The 20,444-nt window shown below is 68.7% G+C and carries 15 protein-coding genes; 6 read left to right on the top strand and 9 right to left on the bottom strand.

Going from position 1 to position 20,444, the window contains the following annotated elements; genetic code table 11:
* Positions 1-49: 49 nt before the first annotated feature.
* Positions 50-655, bottom strand: coding sequence for a Yip1 family protein (locus DOM66_RS18415; RefSeq protein WP_110676449.1), 606 nt, complete (start codon positions 653-655; stop codon positions 50-52).
* Positions 656-981: 326 nt separating this feature from the next.
* Here DOM66_RS18415 and DOM66_RS18420 point away from each other — a divergent pair, with 326 nt between their 5' ends.
* Entirely contained in the window at positions 982-2,691 is a 1,710-nt protein-coding gene (locus DOM66_RS18420; protein ID WP_110676451.1) for a proline--tRNA ligase, read from the top strand.
* Positions 2,663-3,346: a lytic transglycosylase domain-containing protein gene (locus DOM66_RS18425; RefSeq protein WP_110691144.1), complete on the top strand. Its 684-nt coding sequence runs from the start codon at positions 2,663-2,665 to the stop codon at positions 3,344-3,346. Before DOM66_RS18420 ends, DOM66_RS18425 begins: the two co-directional genes overlap by 29 nt.
* A 22-nt stretch (positions 3,347-3,368) precedes the next feature.
* Here DOM66_RS18425 and DOM66_RS18430 read toward each other — a convergent pair whose 3' ends face one another.
* Both DOM66_RS18430 and rfaH read right to left on the bottom strand, forming a co-directional pair.
* A complete protein-coding gene (locus tag DOM66_RS18430) occupies positions 3,369-3,878 on the bottom strand; it encodes an FKBP-type peptidyl-prolyl cis-trans isomerase (RefSeq protein WP_110691185.1) in 510 nt (169 codons plus the stop codon).
* Between the two features lie 179 nt (positions 3,879-4,057).
* Positions 4,058-4,594, bottom strand: coding sequence for a transcription/translation regulatory transformer protein RfaH (gene rfaH, locus DOM66_RS18435; RefSeq protein WP_110676455.1), 537 nt, complete (start codon positions 4,592-4,594; stop codon positions 4,058-4,060).
* Between the two features lie 160 nt (positions 4,595-4,754).
* Between rfaH and DOM66_RS18440 the strand changes: the two genes are divergently transcribed.
* Complete coding sequence (locus tag DOM66_RS18440; protein WP_110676457.1) at positions 4,755-6,119, top strand: AmpG family muropeptide MFS transporter; 1,365 nt, start codon at positions 4,755-4,757, stop codon at positions 6,117-6,119.
* Between the two features lie 25 nt (positions 6,120-6,144).
* Here DOM66_RS18440 and DOM66_RS18445 read toward each other — a convergent pair whose 3' ends face one another.
* On the bottom strand, positions 6,145-7,986 hold the full coding sequence (locus DOM66_RS18445; RefSeq protein ID WP_110691145.1) for an SEC-C domain-containing protein: 1,842 nt from the start codon (positions 7,984-7,986) through the stop codon (positions 6,145-6,147).
* A gap of 122 nt (positions 7,987-8,108) precedes the next feature.
* Between DOM66_RS18445 and DOM66_RS18450 the strand changes: the two genes are divergently transcribed.
* From DOM66_RS18450 to DOM66_RS18460, 3 genes are read left to right on the top strand one after another with little or no spacing between them, the layout of a single operon-like run.
* Positions 8,109-10,028 carry a hypothetical protein gene (locus tag DOM66_RS18450; protein ID WP_245392489.1) on the top strand — a complete coding sequence of 640 codons (1,920 nt, stop codon included), beginning with the start codon at positions 8,109-8,111 and terminating at the stop codon, positions 10,026-10,028.
* 7 nt (positions 10,029-10,035) lie between these two features.
* Positions 10,036-11,997 carry a DNA topoisomerase III gene (locus tag DOM66_RS18455; protein WP_110691146.1) on the top strand — a complete coding sequence of 654 codons (1,962 nt, stop codon included), beginning with the start codon at positions 10,036-10,038 and terminating at the stop codon, positions 11,995-11,997.
* Entirely contained in the window at positions 11,994-12,872 is an 879-nt protein-coding gene (locus DOM66_RS18460) for a ketopantoate reductase family protein (protein WP_110691147.1), read from the top strand. The genes DOM66_RS18455 and DOM66_RS18460 overlap by 4 nt, the downstream gene beginning before the upstream one ends.
* 66 nt (positions 12,873-12,938) lie before the next feature.
* On the opposite strand, the gene DOM66_RS18465 is transcribed toward DOM66_RS18460, so the two are convergent.
* The 5 genes from DOM66_RS18465 to relA all read right to left on the bottom strand — a co-directional run bounded on the left by DOM66_RS18465 (position 12,939) and on the right by relA (position 20,351).
* Positions 12,939-13,262 carry a chaperone modulator CbpM gene (locus DOM66_RS18465; protein ID WP_110676465.1) on the bottom strand — a complete coding sequence of 108 codons (324 nt, stop codon included), beginning with the start codon at positions 13,260-13,262 and terminating at the stop codon, positions 12,939-12,941.
* Positions 13,259-14,245 (bottom strand): DnaJ C-terminal domain-containing protein, encoded by a 987-nt coding sequence (locus DOM66_RS18470; protein ID WP_110691148.1) that lies wholly within the window; start codon positions 14,243-14,245, stop codon positions 13,259-13,261. Before DOM66_RS18470 ends, DOM66_RS18465 begins: the two co-directional genes overlap by 4 nt.
* 62 nt (positions 14,246-14,307) lie before the next feature.
* Positions 14,308-17,010 carry a phosphoenolpyruvate carboxylase gene (ppc, locus tag DOM66_RS18475; RefSeq protein ID WP_110691149.1) on the bottom strand — a complete coding sequence of 901 codons (2,703 nt, stop codon included), beginning with the start codon at positions 17,008-17,010 and terminating at the stop codon, positions 14,308-14,310.
* 183 nt (positions 17,011-17,193) lie between these two features.
* Positions 17,194-18,105 carry a nucleoside triphosphate pyrophosphohydrolase gene (mazG, locus tag DOM66_RS18480; RefSeq protein ID WP_280951270.1) on the bottom strand — a complete coding sequence of 304 codons (912 nt, stop codon included), beginning with the start codon at positions 18,103-18,105 and terminating at the stop codon, positions 17,194-17,196.
* Positions 18,102-20,351, bottom strand: coding sequence for a GTP diphosphokinase (relA, locus tag DOM66_RS18485; protein ID WP_110691150.1), 2,250 nt, complete (start codon positions 20,349-20,351; stop codon positions 18,102-18,104). The genes mazG and relA overlap by 4 nt, the downstream gene beginning before the upstream one ends.
* Positions 20,352-20,444: the final 93 nt, after the last annotated feature.

Below are 20,444 nucleotides of genomic sequence, written 5' to 3' on the forward strand. Positions count from 1 at the left end.
AGCCTCGGGTGCCAGGCGCGGCCACGACGGCCATCCGGCCGCGCTCCGATCACACCAGCGAGGCGCCGTAGCTCCACAGCAGCACGGTCAGCGCCAGCAGCGCTTCGAGCACCAGGATGCCGATCGCCAGGGCCGCGCTGGAGGCGCGAATACCCTCGCCGCGGTCGATGCCGAGGAACGAGGGCAGCCCGGCGAACAGTAGATAGGCGGTGTAGCAGAGCCCGATGATCCCCGCGAGCAGGCAGAGCCAGACGATGGGATAGAGGGAGACGATGCCGCTCAGGAACATGGGTGTCGCCATGTAGCCGGCGAACACCACGCAGCGATTGAGACTCGGCCGCGACGGATAGCGCCGCGCCAGCCAGTGCACCACGTTACCCATCAGCCAGACCGCGGCCAGAATCAGTCCATAGAAGATGATCGCGAGCAGAATGGCGGTGGAGGGCGCCACCTGCACGCGCTCCGCCAGGCCGGTCTCCGAGGTGCCGAAGTGCCACCCCACCAGCGTGGTGCCGATGAACGAGCACACCACCGGCACCGCCGCCAGTATCAGCACGTGGTGTCCGTAGAGGTGGGAAACGGTCTCGTTCTCGCTGCTGATCTCCTGCCACTCGCGGTTGGGATGCGTGAGAAGTCCCCAGACATGATTGATCATGACGCGCCTCTCCACCGCCGCGGGCCGCCGACGACGGCTTCCGTGAATGCCACCGCTCGCCCGGACGGACGATATCGGTCGCGGCCCTGAATTCACTATAGAAAAAAACTCACGCCAGGACAGGTCGAGCTGTCACCAGGCCGGCGCCGAGAACCGCTCCCCCGCGCCGACTTTATCATCCATGATCGCGGGGATTTTGACTGGCCCCCTCCCCGTGGGCGGCTGCCATCTCTATACTGGCCGGCTCACGATCGACTCATCTCCGGGCCGCAGTCGGCTCGCCGCCGATCCCGGACATCGCTGCTGAATACAGGAACGAACACGCCATGCGCGCCAGCCAACTACAGATCTCGACCCTCAAGGAAACGCCGGCGGATGCGGAAATCGTCAGCCATCAGCTGATGCTGCGTGCCGGCATGATCCGCCGTCTGACCTCGGGGCTCTATACCTGGCTGCCGGTGGGCCTGCGTACCCTGCGCAAGGTCGAACGCATCGTGCGCGAAGAGATGGACCGGGCCGGCGCCCAGGAAGTGCTGATGCCGGCGGTGCAGCCGGCCGAGCTGTGGCAGGAGTCGGGGCGCTGGGAGCAGTACGGCCCGGAACTTTTGCGCCTCAAGGATCGTCATCAGCGCGACTACTGCGTCGGTCCGACCCATGAAGAGGTGATCACCGATCTGGTCCGGCGCGAGCTGTCGAGCTACAAGCAGTTGCCGACCAACTTCTATCAGATCCAGACCAAGTTCCGCGACGAGATCCGCCCGCGCTTCGGCGTCATGCGCTCGCGCGAATTCATCATGAAGGATGCCTACTCCTTCGACGTCGACGAGGCCGGTCTGGCGCGCTCCTACGAGAAGATGTACGACGCCTACGTGCGCATCTTCACCCGCCTGGGACTCGATTTCCGCGCCGTGCTCGCCGACAACGGTTCGATCGGCGGCACCGGCTCCCACGAGTTCCATGTGCTCGCTGACTCCGGCGAAGACGCGGTGATCTTCTCCACCGGTTCCGACTACGCTGCCAACATCGAGAAAGCCGAAGCGCTGCCCCCGGCCGGCGCCGAGCGCGCAGCGCCACAGGAGACGCTGCGCCAGGTGCCCACCCCCGGCGTGCGCACCATTGCGGCGCTGGTCGAAGGGTTCGACCTGCCGATCGAGAAGACGGTCAAGACGCTGATCGTGCACGGGGCCGAGGGCGGGTTGGTCGCCCTGATGGTACGCGGCGATCATCAGCTCAACGAGATCAAGGCGGAGCACCTGCCCCAGGTCAAGGCGCCGCTGACCATGGCCGAAGAGAGCGAGATTCGCGCTGCGGTGGGCGCCGGCCCCGGTTCGCTGGGCCCGGTGGGGCTGCCGATGCCGCTGATCGTCGACCGCAGCGTGGCGCTGATGAGCGATTTCGGCGCCGGCGCCAACATCGACGATCAGCACCTGTTCGGGATCAACTGGGAGCGCGATCTGCCGCTGCCCGAGGTCGCCGATCTGCGCAACGTGGTCGAGGGCGACCCCTCGCCGGACGGCCAGGGCACCCTCGCCATCACCCGCGGCATCGAGGTCGGCCACGTCTTCCAGCTGGGCCAGAAGTACTCGCAGGCGATGAATGCCACCGTGCTCGGCGACAACGGCCAGCCCGCCACCCTCTACATGGGCTGCTACGGTATCGGCATCACCCGCGTGGTCGCCGCTGCCATCGAGCAGAATCACGACGCCGGCGGGATCATCTGGCCCGACGCCATCGCTCCCTTCCAACTGGCGATCGTGCCGATGAACGCGCACAAGTCCGAGCGCGTGCGCGATACCGCCGAGACGCTCTACACACGTCTCACCGCCGCCGGCATCGATGTGCTGCTCGACGACCGCGATCTGCGCCCCGGGGTCAAGTTCGCCGATCAGGAGCTGATGGGGATCCCCCATCGCCTGGTGATCGGCGATCGCGGTCTGGACAACGGCGAACTGGAGTACAAGGGGCGCCGCGACAGCGAGGTCACCATGGTCGCTGTCGAGGATCTCGATGCGTTCCTCGCCGAGCGCCTGGGCTGATCATCACCTGACCGGGCGAGCGCTCGCCGGCGCGCTGGCAGCCCTGCTGCTGGCGGCCGGGGCCTTTCTCCCGGTCACGGCAAATCCCGCGGCCACGCCTCAACCGCAGTCCGACTCGATCAGCGCTCTGGCCGCCGACACCGCACCCTCGCCCGCACTGATCGAGGCGCTGGCGCAGGCGATGGCCGCGGAGCCCGACGGCGGCGATCGCTTCGATGCCCAGGTCTGGCTGCTCGACATGCAGTCGCGCCTCGCCCGGCGCCAACCCCAAGCCTACCCCGATCGTCAGGCGCGCTTGAGCCTGCTGCAGCGGATTCACGCCGAGGCGCGCCGCGCCGCCCTGCCGCCGGAGCTGGTGCTGGCGCTGATCGACGTGGAAAGCCGCTTTCGCCCCGCGGCCCGCTCGCCCGTCGGCGCGCGTGGACTGATGCAGGTGATGCCGTTCTGGAAAGCCGAGATCGGCCGTCCCCAGGACGACCTGGAGGATGTCGCCACCAATCTGCGCTACGGCTGCACCATCCTCGCCCACTATCTGTCTCGGGAGAATGGCGACTGGACCCGCGCCCTGGCCAGGTACAACGGCAGCCTGGGCCGCACCACCTATCCGGAACAGGTGATGGCAGCCTGGTATCACTACTGGTGGGTGAAGCGTTGAGCCCCGTGCGACCGGCGGCCGCTCAGACTTGCTTGCGATCCTCGACCTCGGTATGCGAAGTCCCCGGCGGTAGCGGATGGCCCTTGACCCGCTCGGCACGGGTGGCCTCGCGCACCTCGAGGATCTCGATCTCATAGCTGAGGGTGTGCCCGGCCAGCGGATGGTTGGCATCCACGGTGACACTGCCCGCGTCGGCGGCGATCACCGTCACCGTATGCGGCCCTTCCGGCCCCTGGGCCTGGAAGCGCGCGCCCGCATGCAGCGGCTGGTCGGCGGGAAAGGCGCTGCGCGCCGTCTCGCTGACCAGCGCTTCGTCACGCTCGCCATAGCTCTCGACGGGGCTCAGCGTCACGCGCATCTGCGCGCCGGGCGCAGCGCCTGCCAGCTGTGCCTCGAGCGCCGAGAACAGGTTGCCATGGCCATGCAGATAGCTCAGCGGCTGCTGGCGCGCGCGGGAGTCGTCGAGGGTGCGGCCGTCGGCATCGCACAAGCGGTAGTGCAGCGTGGCGACACGCCCGGGGATAATGGTGATTGACGTCATGGGTCGTTCCTGAAATGGGTAAATCTCGGCTGCAACGCGTGGCAACCTCACGCACCCGACGGGGGTGACCGCTCTGAGTCGGCACAAGAGGTCCGCGAGCGCGGAAAGTGCCGTGGCAGTACCCAGGGTGCGTGCTCGAACAACGCCTGAGGTACGCGCCTGCGCAGCGCCTAAGGGACGTGCTTGCGCAGCGCCTCCACCGGCAGCTCCAGGCGCTGGGTCTGCTGCAACAGGTTGAGCAGCACGATGGCTCGCTCCTCGCCCTTCTGCGCGTCGAACACCGCCTGCAGGGCGCGAAACGGCCCGTCGGTGATCTCCACCAGGTCGCCACGCCGGTAATAGACGTTGGCACCCTCGCGACTGGTATCGGCGGCGACCCGATCACGCAGGGTCGCGACCAGCGCATCCTGCACCGCAACCGGTTCGTGGCCGAAGCCGACCAGCCGCAGTACGCCGCGGGTGGAACGAATCGGGCGCCAGTTGCTGGCGAGACGGTCGAGGCGAATGAACAGATAGTGGGGAAACAGCGGCTCGGCCACCCAGACCAGCTTGCCGCGGCGGCGCCGTTGCACTTCCAGCACCGGGTGGAACACCTCGTAGCCCTGGTTGTCCAGATGTTCGCTGGCGCGAAACGATTCACCGCCCTTGCACTGGATCACGTACCAGCGCGGCAGCGCATCGCCATCCTTCATCGACTCCGTGGTCATGCTCGTCTTCCTGATCGCGATCACAATCCCGTAGCGCGCCCGGGCAGGGAAAAGCGTGGCAGCCAGATCCCCCGCGCCAGACGCGACACGATCGGCTAGAGTAGCATTTTTCGCGTCACCACGTCCGCCGACGACACGGCGGACCCTGTCTGGAGGTTGCATGCAACGCGAGCCACGCGACTGGCTGACATCGTGCCGGGTCTATCTGCGCGCCCCGGTCATCACCCTGCTGTTTCTGGGGTTTTCCGCGGGCCTGCCCTATCTTCTGGTGTTCTCCACCCTCACCGCCTGGCTCGAGGACAGCGGCGTCGACGTCGCCGCCATCGGCTTCTTCAGCTGGATCGGCATGCTCTACTCGATCAAGCTGTTCTGGGCGCCGATCGTCGACCGCGTGCGCCTGCCACTGCTGGGTCGCGCGCTCGGCCAGCGGCGCAGCTGGATGCTGCTCGGGCAGGCGCTGATCGCCGCCGGCCTGGTCGGGCTCTCCGGGGTCGATCCGCTGGGGCACCTACCGCTGGTCGCCGCCTTCGCCCTGCTCACCGCCTTCGGCGCGGCGACCCAGGACATCGTCATCGACGCCTATCGTATCGAATCGGGGGAGGCGGAGATCCAGGCCGCGATGGCATCGACCTATATCATCGGCTATCGCATCGGCATCGTGGTCGCCGGCGCCGGCGCGCTGTATATCGCCGACGCCGCCTCCTGGTCGACAGCCTATCTGAGCATGGCGGCGCTGGTCGGCATCGGCATGCTGACGGTGCTGCTGCGCCCCGAGCCGCCGCGCCAGCAGGGGCTGGGCCGGGTGCTGTTCCACCCACGGGTGAAGCGCTTCCTGCACGCCGGAGCATCGCGCCCCGAGTGGCAGCGCCGCGCCGGGGTGTGGCTGATCGCCGCCGTGGTCTGTCCAGTGGCCGACTTCTTCCAGCGCTATGCGCGCCTCGCCTTCGCCCTGCTGCTGTTCGTCGCGATCTACCGCATCGGCGACATCGTGATGGCGGCGATGGCCAATCCGCTCTATCTCAGCCTGGGCTTCACCAAAAGCGAGATCGCCAGCGTGACCAAGGTCTTCGGCGTCGCCATGACCATCGGAGGGGGCGTACTCGGCGGACTGCTGGTGGTGCGCTACGGTCTCGCGCGCATGCTGGTGATCGGCGGTATCGCCGTGGCGCTGACCAACATGGCGTTCGCGGTACTCGCCCTGGGCGGCCAGAGCCTGCCGCTGCTGGTGCTCACCATCACCGGTGACAACCTCGCCAACGGCCTCGCCAGCACGGTGTTCATCGCTTTCCTGTCGAGCCTCACCTCGCGCGCCTACACCGCGACCCAGTACGCGCTGTTCTCGTCGCTGATGACGCTGCCGGGCAAGTTCATCGGCGGGTTCTCGGGCGTCGCCGTAGCCAACCTCGGCTTCGCGCCCTTCTTCGTGCTGAGCGGGCTGCTCGGGGTGCCGGCGATCGCCCTGGCGTGGTGGCTGGGCCGGCGTCTGCCGGAACTCGGCGGGGCGCGCGACACGCCGGCGCCTTGATCCGGCGGCCGACACCCCTCGGCGATCACTGGTTGCGGCGGCTCTCGCCGGCGCGCGCGCAGGGCTGGCGCGAGAGCCACTCCAGCGCGCCGTCCGAGGCGGCCCACTGATCGCGCATCAGTTGGCGGTACTGCCACGCCTCGGCGCGGGTGCCGGGCTCGGGCATGTCGACGCTCAAGCGTGCCGGACGCGGACGCTCCTCGCACAGCACGCGCACGATATAGGGGTTGGCCGCGCACACCTCACCGAGCACCGCGCGCGCATCGTCATGCCGCGCCAGACGATAGAGCGCCAGCACGCGCCCCATCTGCACACCGAGCATGTCGGCGCCCTCCGGCCCAGCCTCACTCACCGCCAGCGCCTGGTCGTCGTTCCCCTCACGCAGCAATTGGTCGATCACCAGCTCACGCAGGCCCAGGCTATCCTCGGCGTCCAGTGCCAACAGTCGCTGCGCCAGCGCCCGCGCCTGGGGGCCGGCACCCCGCTCCATGCCGATCACCAGCGCCAGGCCCGTGCGCAACAGGGTGGCGTTGTCGGCGTCGTGCCAGGAAAAAGTACCGCCGGCATCCTCGAGCTGGGTCAGCCAGGCAGCGTAGCGCTCGGCCAGCGGGGTGAAGAAGGTGTCGACCATCCACGGCAGGCTGCCGAAGCGGCTCGCCAGCGCCAGGGTCAGCGCCTGCATCACCTTGGGCGCATCGAGCCACTCGGGGTTGGCGCACAGCCCCTGCAGCCACTGCGGCGCGGTGACCCAGGGGTCGCCGAGGAACCCGAGTGCGGCGTCCTCATCGATCTCGATCTCACAGGCTTCGATCCAGCCGGCGTAGAGTGACGCCTCGCGCCGACTGGGCTCGTAGAGCAGCGCGCCCTCCGGCGAACGTGACAGCACCAGCCGCGGTGGACGCTGCTGGGTGTGCAGCAGCGCCTGCAGCGCGGTCAGCGGCCCGGCCAACGCCTCCTCGGAGTTGATCACCTGCTCGGCCAGGGTCGACTCGGGGTCGTCGGCGAGCTCGGCGATGAAGTCGAGCTGATCGGGGTCGGCGTGGTGCTGGCGCGCCAGCCGCCGCCACCAGAAGGCCGCGCGCTGGCGCGCCTTGCCCACGTTGCCCTCGTGCAGCAGCACCATGGCTTCGATATAGGCCAGCGAGGGAGAGTCCGGCAGCGTCCGCTGGGCGCTCTGGAAGGCCTCCCGGGCGCTGGCCAGGTCACCGCTGTCGAGGTGCATCAGACAGAGCCGCTCGTAGGCCGCGGCACGGAGGAAATCGGGGCCGCTGGCGATGACCCGCTCGATCAGCGCGCCACGCTTGCGCAGGAAACCGCGCTCATGATAGAGATCGATCAGGATCTCGAAGGCCGGCTCGATCTGCTCGGCCAACGCCTGCCAGTCACGCTCACCGGCGAACAGCGACTCGAGAATCTGCTGGGCACGGCCGTTGTTGCCGCTCTCGGCGGAGACGATGCCCGCCTCGAGCAGCGCCTGCGCCGGCGCCTTGCGGCTCTCCAGTGCGGCTTTCAATGTCTCGCCGCGCCACTCACGCAGCGACAGCATCCACATCAGATGCGTCGGTACGGCGCTGGGCAACTCCACCCGCAGGCAGCAGTCGCGATAGGCACGGCCCGAATCGCACCAGCAGGGTTCGTCGGGGCGCGGCTCGGCCAGCGGCTCGCAGTCGAACTGGCGACGCACCAGCGGCGTCTGGTTCCAGATGATCGGCGCCAGCGCCTGGGCCATGTCCAGACTGCCGCCGCACTGCTCGGCCCCTTGCGTGCGCGCCCATGCCATCAGTGCCGGGTAGTGTTCGTTGTCGCGAATTGCCTCGAGGGCGCCACTGGCATACCCCAGCAGCTGTTCGACCCAAGCAGTCAGCATGGCGTTCCTCCGTTCGATTGGCCCCATCCTAGCACGCTCGGCAACAGCGCTGGCGACGCTCGACCTGGGGTGCTAAGTTAGCCGCCGCCCGCTCTGTCCGCTGTCGTTTGCAAGGAGCAAGCTTGCTCTCGTTGATCCCCCCTACTCTCCGCCGCCGCCCCCAAGTCGCCGCCAGCGATACCCCCCAGGTGCGCCTGGAGCGCGAGGGGCGCGACGAGATCCGTCGTATCACCGCCGCGGTGGAGAAAGTGCCGTGGACCGTGAGCCTGCTGCAGATCCTGTGGACCGCCGGGCCGGTGACCCTGCTCGGCGCCTGGGGCGGCTACCTGCTCGGCTACGGCAAGGCGCCGACGATCGAGAACTACATCTTCTTCATCTCGTTCACGGTGATCACCGGCATCTTCGGCGTACTCGCCAACCTGCTCCACCACCTGACCCGTGGGCGACGCGTCGAGCGCACCTCGCAGCGCATCGAGCGGGTGATCAAGACGCTGCCGGAGCTGCTGCTGGCAACCCGCAACCTGATCGTCGAGAGCCTCGACGGCGACGCGCGCCGCCGCGAGGCCGCCGCCATGCTGCTGCGCAAGCAGGACCTGTCACCGGCCGGCGTCGAGCTGGCCGCGCTGGAGCTGCTCGACGACCCCGAGAGCGCGCGCCTGATCGGCCAGATCGAGGTCTATCGCCGGGTCGGCCTGCACGCCCGTATCAGCGATCTCTTCACCACTTACCGTGAACGTATCGAGCCGCAGTTCGGCGAGCTGTTCGATCTTGCCCCCCAGGCCATCACCCTGCTGCGCGAGCGTTTCGAAGGCCGCGCGCCCGATCCGCGCTACGGCGTGGCACGGGACGAGAACTTCATCGAGCGCGTCATGGCGGCGATCGAGAGTGACAACGACCTGTTGATGACACTGCAGGATGTCGAGGAGATGGTGATCCTCGCCTTCGAACTGATCAGCGGCCGCGAAATTCCGGTGCTCTCGTTCGAGTACCGCGGCCGCTGGAAACTGGCGCGCGCCTTCGACAATCTCGAGGAGGCCCGCGCCCGCCACCGCATCGCCCAGGCCACCGGACTTTCACGTCTCAAGGCGCTCAATACCTATCTCACCGAGCGCTCCGTCACGCCGCTGGCCGAGAGCGTCTCCGGCCAGCGCGCCGACGCCCTGCTCGCCCACAGCGTGACGGCGATCGACGACCTCAGCGCGCGCATCGACGCCCAGGTGCGGGCGATCCAGAACGGACGCAAGGAGCAGCGCCAGACACTGCGCGAGAACGCCGAGGTGCTGACCAACGCGATCAAGCTCTACAAGAGCGTCTCCAGCGCCTATGAGTCGGTCGGCCGCAGCCACGCCCACCGCCTGCGCATGGCCGAACGCTGGGAAGCGCTCAGCGCCAATCTCTCCGACAGCACTACCCGCCTGCGCCTGGGTCCTGGTCGGCGCGGTCTGCGCATCCGCGAGAGCAAGATCGCACTCGACGACGAGGCCAAGGCGGAGGTGTGCAAGCTGCTCGGGCGCCACATGGAGAAGGCCAACATCGGCACCTTCCGCGACCGCCTGCATCAGGCCGAGCGCGATACCCAGTTGAGCGTCGGCGTCGATACCGCCAAGCGCGTGGCGGTGGAGATCTTCCTGGCCCTGGAGCCCCACGTGCAGCTCTCTCGCCCCGCGGTACAGCGCGCCATCAACAGCTCCAACGCGGCGGATTTCGGCCAGCTCGAACCCAATCTCTCGGCCGCGGCCAAGGCAGCCATGGGCTCGGCGATGGTGCGCGAGATCGAGACCGACCTGTCGCGCACCGCAGAATCTCTGGCCCTGGCCCTGGTGCGCCACTACCGGGTGGCACTGGAGCCGGCGGCGATGGCGTTCCTGCAGCGCCAGTATGGCGCCCGCGAAGCCACCCTGACGATGCTCACCAACGTCAACCTGGAGCGCAGCGAGACGCCCAACGTCAGCTATCTGAGCATGGCGCCACCGGCGGTGGGCACGCCGCACCGCCAGTGGTACCGCGCCCTGGTGCGGGCCCGCCGACATCTGGAGAAGTGAACCGCGCATGCGTCTGATCGTCGCCGAAAAGCCCAGCCTGGCGCGGGCCATCGCCGCCGCGCTGCCCACCCCCGCGGTGCGCCGCGAGGGCTATCTGGAGGCCGGCGACACCTGCGTCAGCTGGTGTCTGGGCCATCTGCTGGAGCAGGCCCCGCCAGAGGCCTACGACCCCCGCTATCAGCAGTGGCGCCTCGACGATCTGCCGATCGTGCCGAGCCGCTGGCAACTGGTGCCGCGCCCCCAGGCCCGCGGCCAGATCGCGGTGCTGCGCAAGCTGCTCAAGCGCGCCACCAGCGTCGTCCACGCCGGTGACCCCGACCGCGAGGGCCAACTGCTGGTGCAGGAGGTGCTCGACCATCTCGGCTGGCGCGGTCCGCTGCAGCGTCTACTGGTGCAGGATCTCAACCGTCCCGCGGTGGCCAAGGCGCTCGCCCGGCTCGAGGACAACCAGCGCTACCAGCCGCTGTTCGCCGCCGCCGAGGCGCGTTCGCGGGCGGACTGGCTCTATGGCATCAACCTGACCCGGGCGTGGACGCTGATCGGCCGCCAGGCGGGTTACGACGGTCTGCTCTCGGTGGGTCGGGTACAGACCCCGGTGCTGGGACTGGTGGTACGCCGCGATCGCGAGATCGCCGCCTTCGAGCCCTACCCCTTCTATCCGCTGTGGGTCGATCTGGCGGTCGCCGCCGGCGAACTGCGCGCCTGGTGGCTACCCGACGAGAGCCAGCCGCTGGATGCCCAGGGGCGCCTGCTCGACCCGCGACCGGCCAAGGCGCTGGTCGCGCGCCTGCCCGGCAGTCAGGGCCGGCTGGCGACGCTGGAGCAGCGCCGCAAGCGGCAAGCGGCACCGCTGCCCTACTCGCTCTCGGCGCTCCAGGTGGACGCCGCGCGCCGCTTCGGGCTCTCCGCCAAGCGGGTGCTCGACGTGTGCCAGGCGCTCTACGAGCGGCATCAACTGATCACCTATCCGCGTTCGGACTGTCGCTACCTGCCGGCGGCCCACCATGCCGAGGCCGCACGCACCCTGGCGAGCGCCTGCCAGCATGACGCGACACTCACAGAGTGGGTGCAGGGGGCCGACTTCGGCCGGCGCTCCAAGGCCTGGGACGATGCCAAGGTCGGCGCTCACCACGCCCTGGCGCCGAGCGGACGCCCGGCCGATCTCGCGCGCCTGAGCCGGGACGAGGCCAACCTGTTCCGGCTCATCGCGCGCAACGTGCTGGCACAGTTCTACCCACCGCTGGAGACCTTCGAGACCCAGGCGCTGTTCGAGATCCTCGACGAACGCTTCCAGGCCAAGGGGCGCGAGATCATCGAGCCGGGCTGGAAGCCGCTGTTCACCACCCGTGACGACGTGCCCACGCTTCCGACGCTGCACCAGGGCGAGGCGGCTCGCGTGCTGGGCGCCGAGGTCGAGAGCCGCGAGACGCGCCCGCCGGAGCCGTTCAACGATGCCAGCCTGATCAAGGCAATGATGAACATCGCGCGCTACGTCGACGATCCGGCGGTCAAGCGCACCCTGCGCGAAACCGACGGCCTGGGCACCGAGGCCACCCGGGCCGGCATCATCGAAACCCTGCTGACCCGTGGCTATCTGGTGCGTGAGGCCAAGGCATTGCGCGCCTCGCGGACCGGCCACGCCTTGATCGACTCGCTGCCGCCGGCGGCCTCGCAGCCGGAACGCACCGCGCTGTGGGAGCAGCGCCTGACCAGCATCGCCGAGGGCAACGCCGCGGCGCAGCCATTCGTCGACGCCCTGCTCGCGGATCTGCGTCAACTGCTCGGCCAGGCCAGCGCGGGCAAGCTCGACCAGGCGCTCAAGGCCGCACGCCAGGGTGCCGCCCCGGATGCCCCCAAGGCGACACGCGGCAAGCGCCAGACGGCCAAACGCGGCGGCGGCCAGTCACGCCGACGCACGGCCAGCAAGGGCAAGCCACGCACGCGCCGCGCCAAGGGATCGAGTTCATGACCGCCGCGCCCTGGCTGGTGCTCGGCGCGGGTGCGCTGGGCCAGCTGTTCGCGGCGCGCCTGGCCGCGGCAGACGACATCGGGCCGATCGCGCTGCGCGGGCGCCACGGCCTGCTGAATCAGTTGCGGCTGCAGGAGACCGATGGCAGCTGGCGCAGCCTGGCGCTGGCATCGCCCGAGGCGCCGCCAGCGCTGGTGATCGTCGCCACCAAGGCGCCCGATGCCGAGCAAGCGCTGCAGCAGGCGCAGCTGGCGCCGGGCACCCCGCTGCTGCTGCTGCAGAACGGCTTCAGCGTCCAACCTCGACTGAGCGCCCAGTGGCCGGGGCCGGTGCTGTGCGCGGCGACCACCGAGGCGGCTTACCGCCAGCCGCCACCGGCGATTGGTGTGGTGCACGCGGCGGCGGGCCACACCTGGCTCGGCGATCTGGCCGGGCAGCACCGCACCATGGCGGCAGCAGTCGCCGCGACTCTCACCCGCGCCGGCCTGGCAGCCAGCGCCTGCGACGACATCGATGAGAAGCTGTGGCACAAGCTGGCGGTCAACGCCGTGATCAATCCACTGACGGCGCGGCATCGGGTACTCAACGGCACCCTCGCCGAGCCGCCGCTGAGCGCCGAGGTCGCAGCGCTGTGCGCGGAGATCGCGCAGCTGATGGCGGCGGCGAAGGTATCCCCCCCGGCCGCGGGCTGGCAGGGATGGGTCAGCGCGGTGATCGAGGCCACCGCGGGTAACCGCTCGTCGATGCTGCAGGATGTGCTGGCCGGGCGGGGCACCGAGCGCGACGCCATTCTGCAGCCGCTGCTCGCGCTCGCCGACACCCACGCCCTGGCGGTACCGCGGCTACGCGCCTGCTATCACGCTACGCCGGCCTGAGCGCCAGGTGTGCGGCGGCGATTGGCAATACGCCCGCAGGCCAAGCCGCGGGCGTGACTCGTGGGCTCAGGCTGACCCGCCATCGACCCGCCGGCGCAGCGCCTCCAGCTCCTCCATCAGCTCCAGGGCGAGCGCAGCACCGGCCAGGTTGACCCCCAGGTCGCGCTGCAGGCGCCTGACCGTGCGTACCCGGGTCAGACTGCTGCCGTAGAAGCGCCACTGTTCGTGATAGCGCCCCGCGGGGGTGAGAATGCCCTCGTCGACCAGCTCGATCACCCACTCGGCGTGCACGGTGCAGCTGCGGCAGAGATCGCCCAGGGTCAACAGCGGACGCTCGTCGAGATTGTCCCCCTCGAGCACCGATTCGCCCGCTGGAATATGTCGCGTCATGATCCGTTACCTCCCAGTTCGGCACGGGGGTCGAAAGCGCTGGCCTCGGCCAGCTGGCGGTAGGCCGCCGCCACCGCCTCGTTGTCGGCCGGGGGCGTCACCAGCATCAGCTCGACGTAGAGATCGCCGGGCGGCGTGCCAGGGATACCGCGCCCCTTGAGGCGCAGGCGGCGCCCGCCAACGGCGCCGGCTGGCACCTTGAGGGTCACCTCGCCGCCCGGTGTCGTCAGCGCCAGCGTGGTGCCCAGCGCCGCCTCCCAGGGCGCCACCGGCAGGGTCACGGCGACGTCGCGACCGTCGACCCGGTAGCGCGGGTGGGGACGAAACTCCACCTCCAGATAGAGATCGCCGGCGGCGGCACCGTTGACGCCAGCACCACCCTGTCCGGCGAGCCGGATACGCTGGCCCGCCTTGACGCCCTTGGGAATACGCACCTTGAGCGTGCGCTCCCGCGGGCGCAGATAGCCTTGCGGGTCGAGCTCGGCGCTCTGCAGCGACAGGGTGCGGGTGGCGCCCTGATAGGCATCCTCCAGCTCGATCAGCACCTTGGCGTGATGATCCTCACCGTGCAGCGCCTGCCCGTGGGCCCGACCGCCGCGCTCGAAGCCACCCCCAGCGTCGAACCCCGAAAATCCGCCCCTGCCGCCACGGCGGCCGAACAGCGTCTCGAAGAAGTCACTGAAGTCGGCACTCTCGCCGTGGGTATAGCCCCCGCCGCTGAACTCGAAGCCGGCATCCCAGTCGGGCGGCGGCTCGAAGCGTTCGCCCTCGCGTCCCCCAAGACGGTCGTAGGCGGCTCGCTTCTCCGGGTCCTTGAGTACCTCGTAAGCCTCGCCCAGCGCCTTGAACTGTGCCTCGGCGTCGGTCTCGCGGCTGACATCGGGGTGATACTTGCGCGCCAGCTTGCGATAGGCGCGCTTGATCTCCTCCTGGGTGGCGTCACGTTCGACGCCGAGCACCGCATAGTAGTCCTTGAACTCCATTGGCGACCTCCCCTGTCCACACGTCCCGGGGCGAGCACCTCGCCCCGGCCCAGTGCCACGTCTCAGCCGGTGTTGCGCAGCCCGGCGGCGATGCCCGCCATGGTGACCATCAGCGCCCGCGAGAGCGCCGGGCTGATGTCGCCGTCGGCGTCACGGTTACGCTGCAACAGCTCGGCCTGGAGCCCGTGCAGCGGGTCGATGTAAGGGTTACGCACCTCGATGGCCTGGCGGATCAGCGGCGTGTCCTCGAGCAGCGTGCGCTGATCCAGAATCCGCAGCAGCACCGCTTCCAGGTCGACCAGGCGCTGGCGCAGCGAGCTGCCCAGTTCGCGTAGCGCCGGGGCATCGACCAGCCGCTCTTCGTAGTAGGCGGCGATCTGGCCGTCGGACTTGGCCAGCAGCATCTCGAGCATGTCCAGATAGGTGCGGAAGAACGGCCACTGCTGGCGCATCTCGCGCAACCTGGCCAGCCCGCCCTCCTCGGCCACCCGGGTGGCGAAGGCTTCTCCGCTGCCCAGCCAGGCCGGCAGCATCAGTCGAATCTGAGTCCAGGCGAAGATCCAGGGAATCGCACGCAGCGTCTCGATGCCCCCCTCCTGGCGCCGCTTGGCCGGGCGCGAGCCCAACGGCAACCGACCCAGGGCGCTCTCCGGTGTCACCGCACGGAAGTAGTCGACGAAGTCCGGGTTCTCGCGCACCACGCCCACATAGGCGGCGTGAGCGATATCGGCCAGGCGCTCCATCTCCTCGCGCCAGGCCGGCTGCGGCGCCGGCGGCGGCAACAGGGTCGCCTCCAGCACCGCACAGGTGTAGATCTCCATCGAGCGTAGCGCGATATCCGGCTGACCGAACTTGAAGCGGATCATCTCGCCCTGCTCGGTGACCCGGAGACTGCCGTTCACCGAGCCCGGCGGCTGCGACAGGATGGCGGCGTGGGCCGGGCCGCCGCCACGCCCCACGGTACCGCCACGGCCATGGAACAGGGTCAGCGCCACGCCGCCCTCGCGGCACACCTCGACCAGCCGCTCCTGGGCCCGGTACTGGGCCCAGGCCGCCGCCAGCTGGCCGGCGTCCTTGGCCGAGTCGGAGTAGCCGATCATCACCTCCTGATAGTCACCGGCCACCGCACGGTAGCCCGGCAGCGCCAGCAGCCGCTCGATCACCGCCCCGGCGCGATCGAGGTCGTCGAGGGTCTCGAACAGCGGTGCAATGGGCAGGTTCAGCCCCTCGCCGGCCTCCTTCATCAGCAGCGCCACCGCCAGCACGTCGGAGGGCTGCTGCGCCATCGAGATGATGTAGGTACCCAGCGCCTCGCGCTGCTCGCGCCCGATCACACGGAAGGTGTCGAGCACCTCGCGCGCCTCGGCAGAGCAGGCCCAGCGCGGCGGCACCAGCGGCCTTGGCGACGCCAGCTCGTCGAGCAGGAACTGCTGGCGCTGCGCTTCCGGCCACGCCAGATAGCCACCGATCCCCAGGTGGCGTGTCAACTCGTCGAGGCACTGGGCGTGGCGCGCGCCATCCTGGCGCACGTCGAGCTTGGCCAGGGTCACCCCGAACACCCCGACCCGGCGCAGGGTATCGAGCAGCACACCATTGGCGATGGTCTCCAGACCGACGTCACACAGCGAGCGATAGCAGGTCAACAGCGGCGCATGCAGCTGCGCGCGGGTCTCGATGATCGGGGCGTCCGCCACCGGCTCGCCGTCGAGCCGGGCGCGGGCCCAGGCACGGGTCGCCTCCAGCCGGATGGTGAGCTGCTTGAGCAGCGCGCGGTAGGGCTCGGGATCGTCACCCACCTCGGCGCGCAGAGCGTCGTTGGCCTGCCACATCGATAGCTCGGCGCGCAGAGCGTCGTTGGCCTGCCACATCGATAGCTCGGCGCGCAGCTGGTCGAGATCGCGCAGATAGAGATCCGCCGCCATCCAGCGGCCCAGCAGCAGCACTTCCTGGGTGACCGCGGCGGTGACATTGGGGTTGCCGTCGCGGTCGCCGCCCATCCAGGAGGCGAAGCGGATCGGCGAGGCGTCCAGCGGCAGGCGCTCGCCGGTGGCGTCGAGCAGCAGCGCGTCGAGGTCACGATGGAAGGTCGGTACCGCCTGCCACAGCGCGTTCTCGATCACCGCGAAACCCCACTTGGCCTCGTCCACCGGTGTCGGCCGCTCGTGGCGGATCTCGTCGGTATGCCAGGACTGGGCGATCAACTCCTCGAGTCGCCCCTGGGCGCGCTGCAGCACCTCGGGATGCTCGCCGCTGGTCTCGATCCGACTCAGGCACTCGTCGATGGCATCGTATTTCTGGATCAGGGTGCGCCGAATGACCTCCGTGGGGTGAGCGGTCAGCACCAGGTCGACCCGCATACCGGCAAGCGCATCGACGATCTCGCGGGGCGACTTGCCGGCGGCAGCGATGCGCTCGATCAGCTCGCCCAGGTCGGGCTGGGTGCCGGGGCGATAGTCCTCGACCCGGCGAAAGCGTGCCCGGTAGTGCTGCTCGGCGATGTTGGAGAAATTCAAAAACTGGTTGAAGGCGCGGGTCACCGGCAGCAGCTCGTCGTCGGGCAGCGCGCGCAGATAGTCGATCAGCGCGTGGCGATCGGACGCCTCGGCCCGCTGGCGCCCCTGCTTGGCCAGCGCGCGGATCGCCTCGATCCGATCGACGAAGTCGCTGCCCATGTCGTTGGCGATGGTTCTACCCAGGCTGTCGCCCAGCAGCCTGACATTTTCCCTGAGCGATTCGTGCAGCGAGGTATCGTGGTCCGACGTCATGGGGGCGTGCTCTGAACTCATGAAGGTTCCTCTGCGGGCAGCGATGCGCGATGGCGACTCCGGCCTGACGACGACAGATGTGGCGGCAACGACCGGATGACGAAGAGAGTATTACCCAAACATAGCCATAAGCGAGGCGTCCCTGGCAAGCGCGGCAGGCCTGCCTGCAGCCACCGCGGCGCGTTACTGCGAGGGACCGCGCTCCGGTGTCTCTGCCTGCTGGCGCTCCGCTGTCTCTGGCTGCGGGCGTTCTTGAGCCTTGGCCGCCTGCCAGTGGCGCTCCATCTGCGTCAGCGTGGCCTCCCCGGGGGTGACGCCGTCTTGTGCCAGCGCCTCCTCGACATGGCGGAAGCGGCGTTCGAACTTGTGGTTGGTACGCCGCAGCATCTGCTCGGGGTCACACTTCAGCCGCCGCGCCAGATTGACCACCGCGAACAGCAGGTCACCCACCTCGGCCTGGGCGTGCTGGCGATCGCCGTCGGCGAGTGCCGACTCGACTTCCGCCAGCTCTTCCCGGATCTTGTCGATGACACCACGCTCGTCGGGCCAGTCGAAGCCCTGGCCGGCGGCGCGCTTGCTCAACTTGGCCGCCCGGCTCAGTGCCGGCAGCGCAGGGGGAATGTCATCCAGCGCCGAGACCCGCGCCGTGCCCTGGGCCTTGCGCGCCTCACGCTCCTCGGCCTTGAGCGCCTCCCAGCGCGCCTTGACCTCGGACTCGGCGACAGCACCATCGCTGCGCCGCGAGTTCAGGGTGCCGTCGGGAAACACATGCGGATGGCGGCGCAGCATCTTGGCGGTTAGCGTGTGGACGATGTCGGCGAACTCGAAGCGCCCCGCCTCGCGCGCGAACTGGCTGTAGTAGACCACCTGGAACAGCAGGTCACCGAGCTCGCCGGGCAACTCGTCGAAGGCGCGGCGCTCGATCGCGTCGGCCACCTCGTAGGCCTCCTCCAGGGTATGCGGCACGATCGAGTCCCAGTCCTGCTTGAGATCCCACGGGCAGCCGTCGCGGGGGTCGCGCAGCACGGCCATCAGCGTGAGCAGATCGTCGAGGGTGTAACGGTGGGTCGCGGCGGTCTCTTCGGTCAGGCTCACTGGATCTGTCCCTGGCGCAGGCGTTTGACATCGATCACGTTGGGCAACTGCTGGATGCGCGAGAAGATGCGCTCCAGCGCCTCGAGCCCATCCACCTCGAGGGTGATGCGCATGCGTGCGATATTGTCGTGCTTGTCGGTGGCGGTGTTCACCGAGGTGACATTGATCCGGTCACTGGAGAGCACGTGGGTGACATCGCGCAGCAGCCCCGAGCGATCCCAGGCTTCGATCTCGATGTCCACCGGATACTGGGTGCGCGCACGGTCACCCCACTCGACGTCGACGATGCGCCGTGGCTCTTCGCTGCGCAGCTGCAGCACGTTGGCACAGTCCTGGCGGTGGATGGTGACCCCGCGCCCCTGGGTGATGTAGCCGATGATCTGATCGCCGGGAACCGGGTGGCAGCAGTTGGCCATCAGCGTCTTGAGGTTACCCACCCCGAGCACGGTGATGCCATCACCGGCCTCCCGCGAGGGCTGGCGCTTGGGCTTGGTCAGCAGGCGGTCGAGCTGCTCCTGGTCGTCGCTCTCGCCGAACTTCTGCTGCGCCTGGTGCAGCACCTGGCCGATTCGCAGATCGCCGGCGCCGATCGCCGCGTACATGTCCTCGGCGCTGGTGTAGTTGACCGCCTCGGCGAGTCGGGTGAGATCGACGCCCTCGATATCCAGGCGCCGGAACTCACGGTCGAAGATCGCCTTGCCCTCTTCCAGGTTCTGCTCACGCGCCTGCTGCTTGAACCACGCCTGGATCTTGGCCCGCGCCCGCGAGGTGCGTACGTAGCCCAGATTGGGATTGAGCCAGTCACGGCTCGGTGCGCTCTTGGTCGCGGTGAGGATCTCCACCTGCTGGCCGGTCCTGAGCAGGTAGGTCAGCGGGACGATGCGCCCGTCGACCTTGGCCCCACGGCAACGGTGGCCGATCTCGGTGTGCACGCGGTAGGCGAAGTCGATCGGCGTCGCCACCTGGGGCATGTCGATGACATGGCCATCGGGCGTGAAGACGTAGATCCGATCCGGGGCCACGTCGCTGGTGAGGCCTTCGCGGAAGTCGCCGACCTCACCGACCTCCTCCTGCCACTCCAGGACCTGGCGCAGCCAGGCGATCTTCTCTTCGTAGCTGCGGCTCTTGGGGTCGAGATCGGTGCCCTTGTAGCGCCAGTGGGCACAGACGCCGAGTTCGGCCTCTTCGTGCATGGCAAAGGTGCGTACCTGGATCTCCAGCACCTTGTTCTCGGGGCCGAAGACCGCGGTATGCAGCGACTGGTAGCCGTTCTTCTTGGGGTTGGCGATATAGTCGTCGAACTCGTTGGGCACGTGGTGCCAGCGTGAGTGCACCACCCCCAGGGTGGTGTAGCAGTCGGCGATCTCGGGCACCAGAATGCGCACCGCGCGCACATCGTACACCTGGGAGAAGTCGATGTGCTTACGCTGCATCTTGCGCCAGATCGAATAGATGTGCTTTGCGCGGCCGTCGACCTGGTACTGGCTGATCCCCTGACGTTCGAGCAACTCCTCGAGGGTGGCGACTACCTCCTTGATGTAGCGGTCGCGGTCGAGACGCTTCTCCGCCAGCTGCTTGGCGATCGACTTGTACTCGCTCTCGTGAAGATAGCGAAAGGCGAGATCCTCGAGCTCCCACTTCACCTGGCCGACGCCGAGCCGGTGTGCCAGCGGCGCGTAGATGTCGAACACCTCCCGCGCCACACGCAGGCGCTTCTCGCGCGAGGCGTCCTTGACCTGACGCAAGGCGCAGGTGCGCTCGGCGATCTTGATCAGCGCCACGCGCACATCGTCGACCATGGTCACCAGCATCTTGCGCAGGTTCTCCTGCTGGTTGTGCTGGGAGAGCCCCTGCTTGGGCGCCTGCAACTGGCTGATCGCGGCCATGCTGAGCACCCCTTCGATCAGCTGCGCGACCTCCCGCCCCAGGCGCTTGGCCACGCCCTCGACGCTGATCAGACCACGGCGCACGCTGCGGTAGAGCACCGCTGCCTCCAGCGTCGGCTGATCGAGCCGCAGCTGGCTGAGGATATCGGCCATCTCCAGCCCGGTGAGCAGACTCAGTCCGGGCACGCTCTCCAGCGTTGTCGCCTGCGGATTCTCCCCCGCGGCACGCGCCAGCTCGCACGCCTGACGCATGCGCTGCGGATCGCGCAGCGCCACCTCGTCGTTCAACCGCTCGAGCCACCCCTCGAGATCGACACCGCCGGGGCCGACCGACGGCTGATCCTCACGCACCTTGACCATGCCTGTCCTCGCCTCCTGGAGCCTGTTGATGCCGCCGCCTTGCGCTGAGCGGCAAGCCACACGGCGCCGGGCTTTCGTTGTTCGTGATAATCG

This window comes from Salinicola endophyticus, from assembly GCF_003206575.1.
Lineage (GTDB): Bacteria > Pseudomonadota > Gammaproteobacteria > Pseudomonadales > Halomonadaceae > Salinicola > Salinicola endophyticus.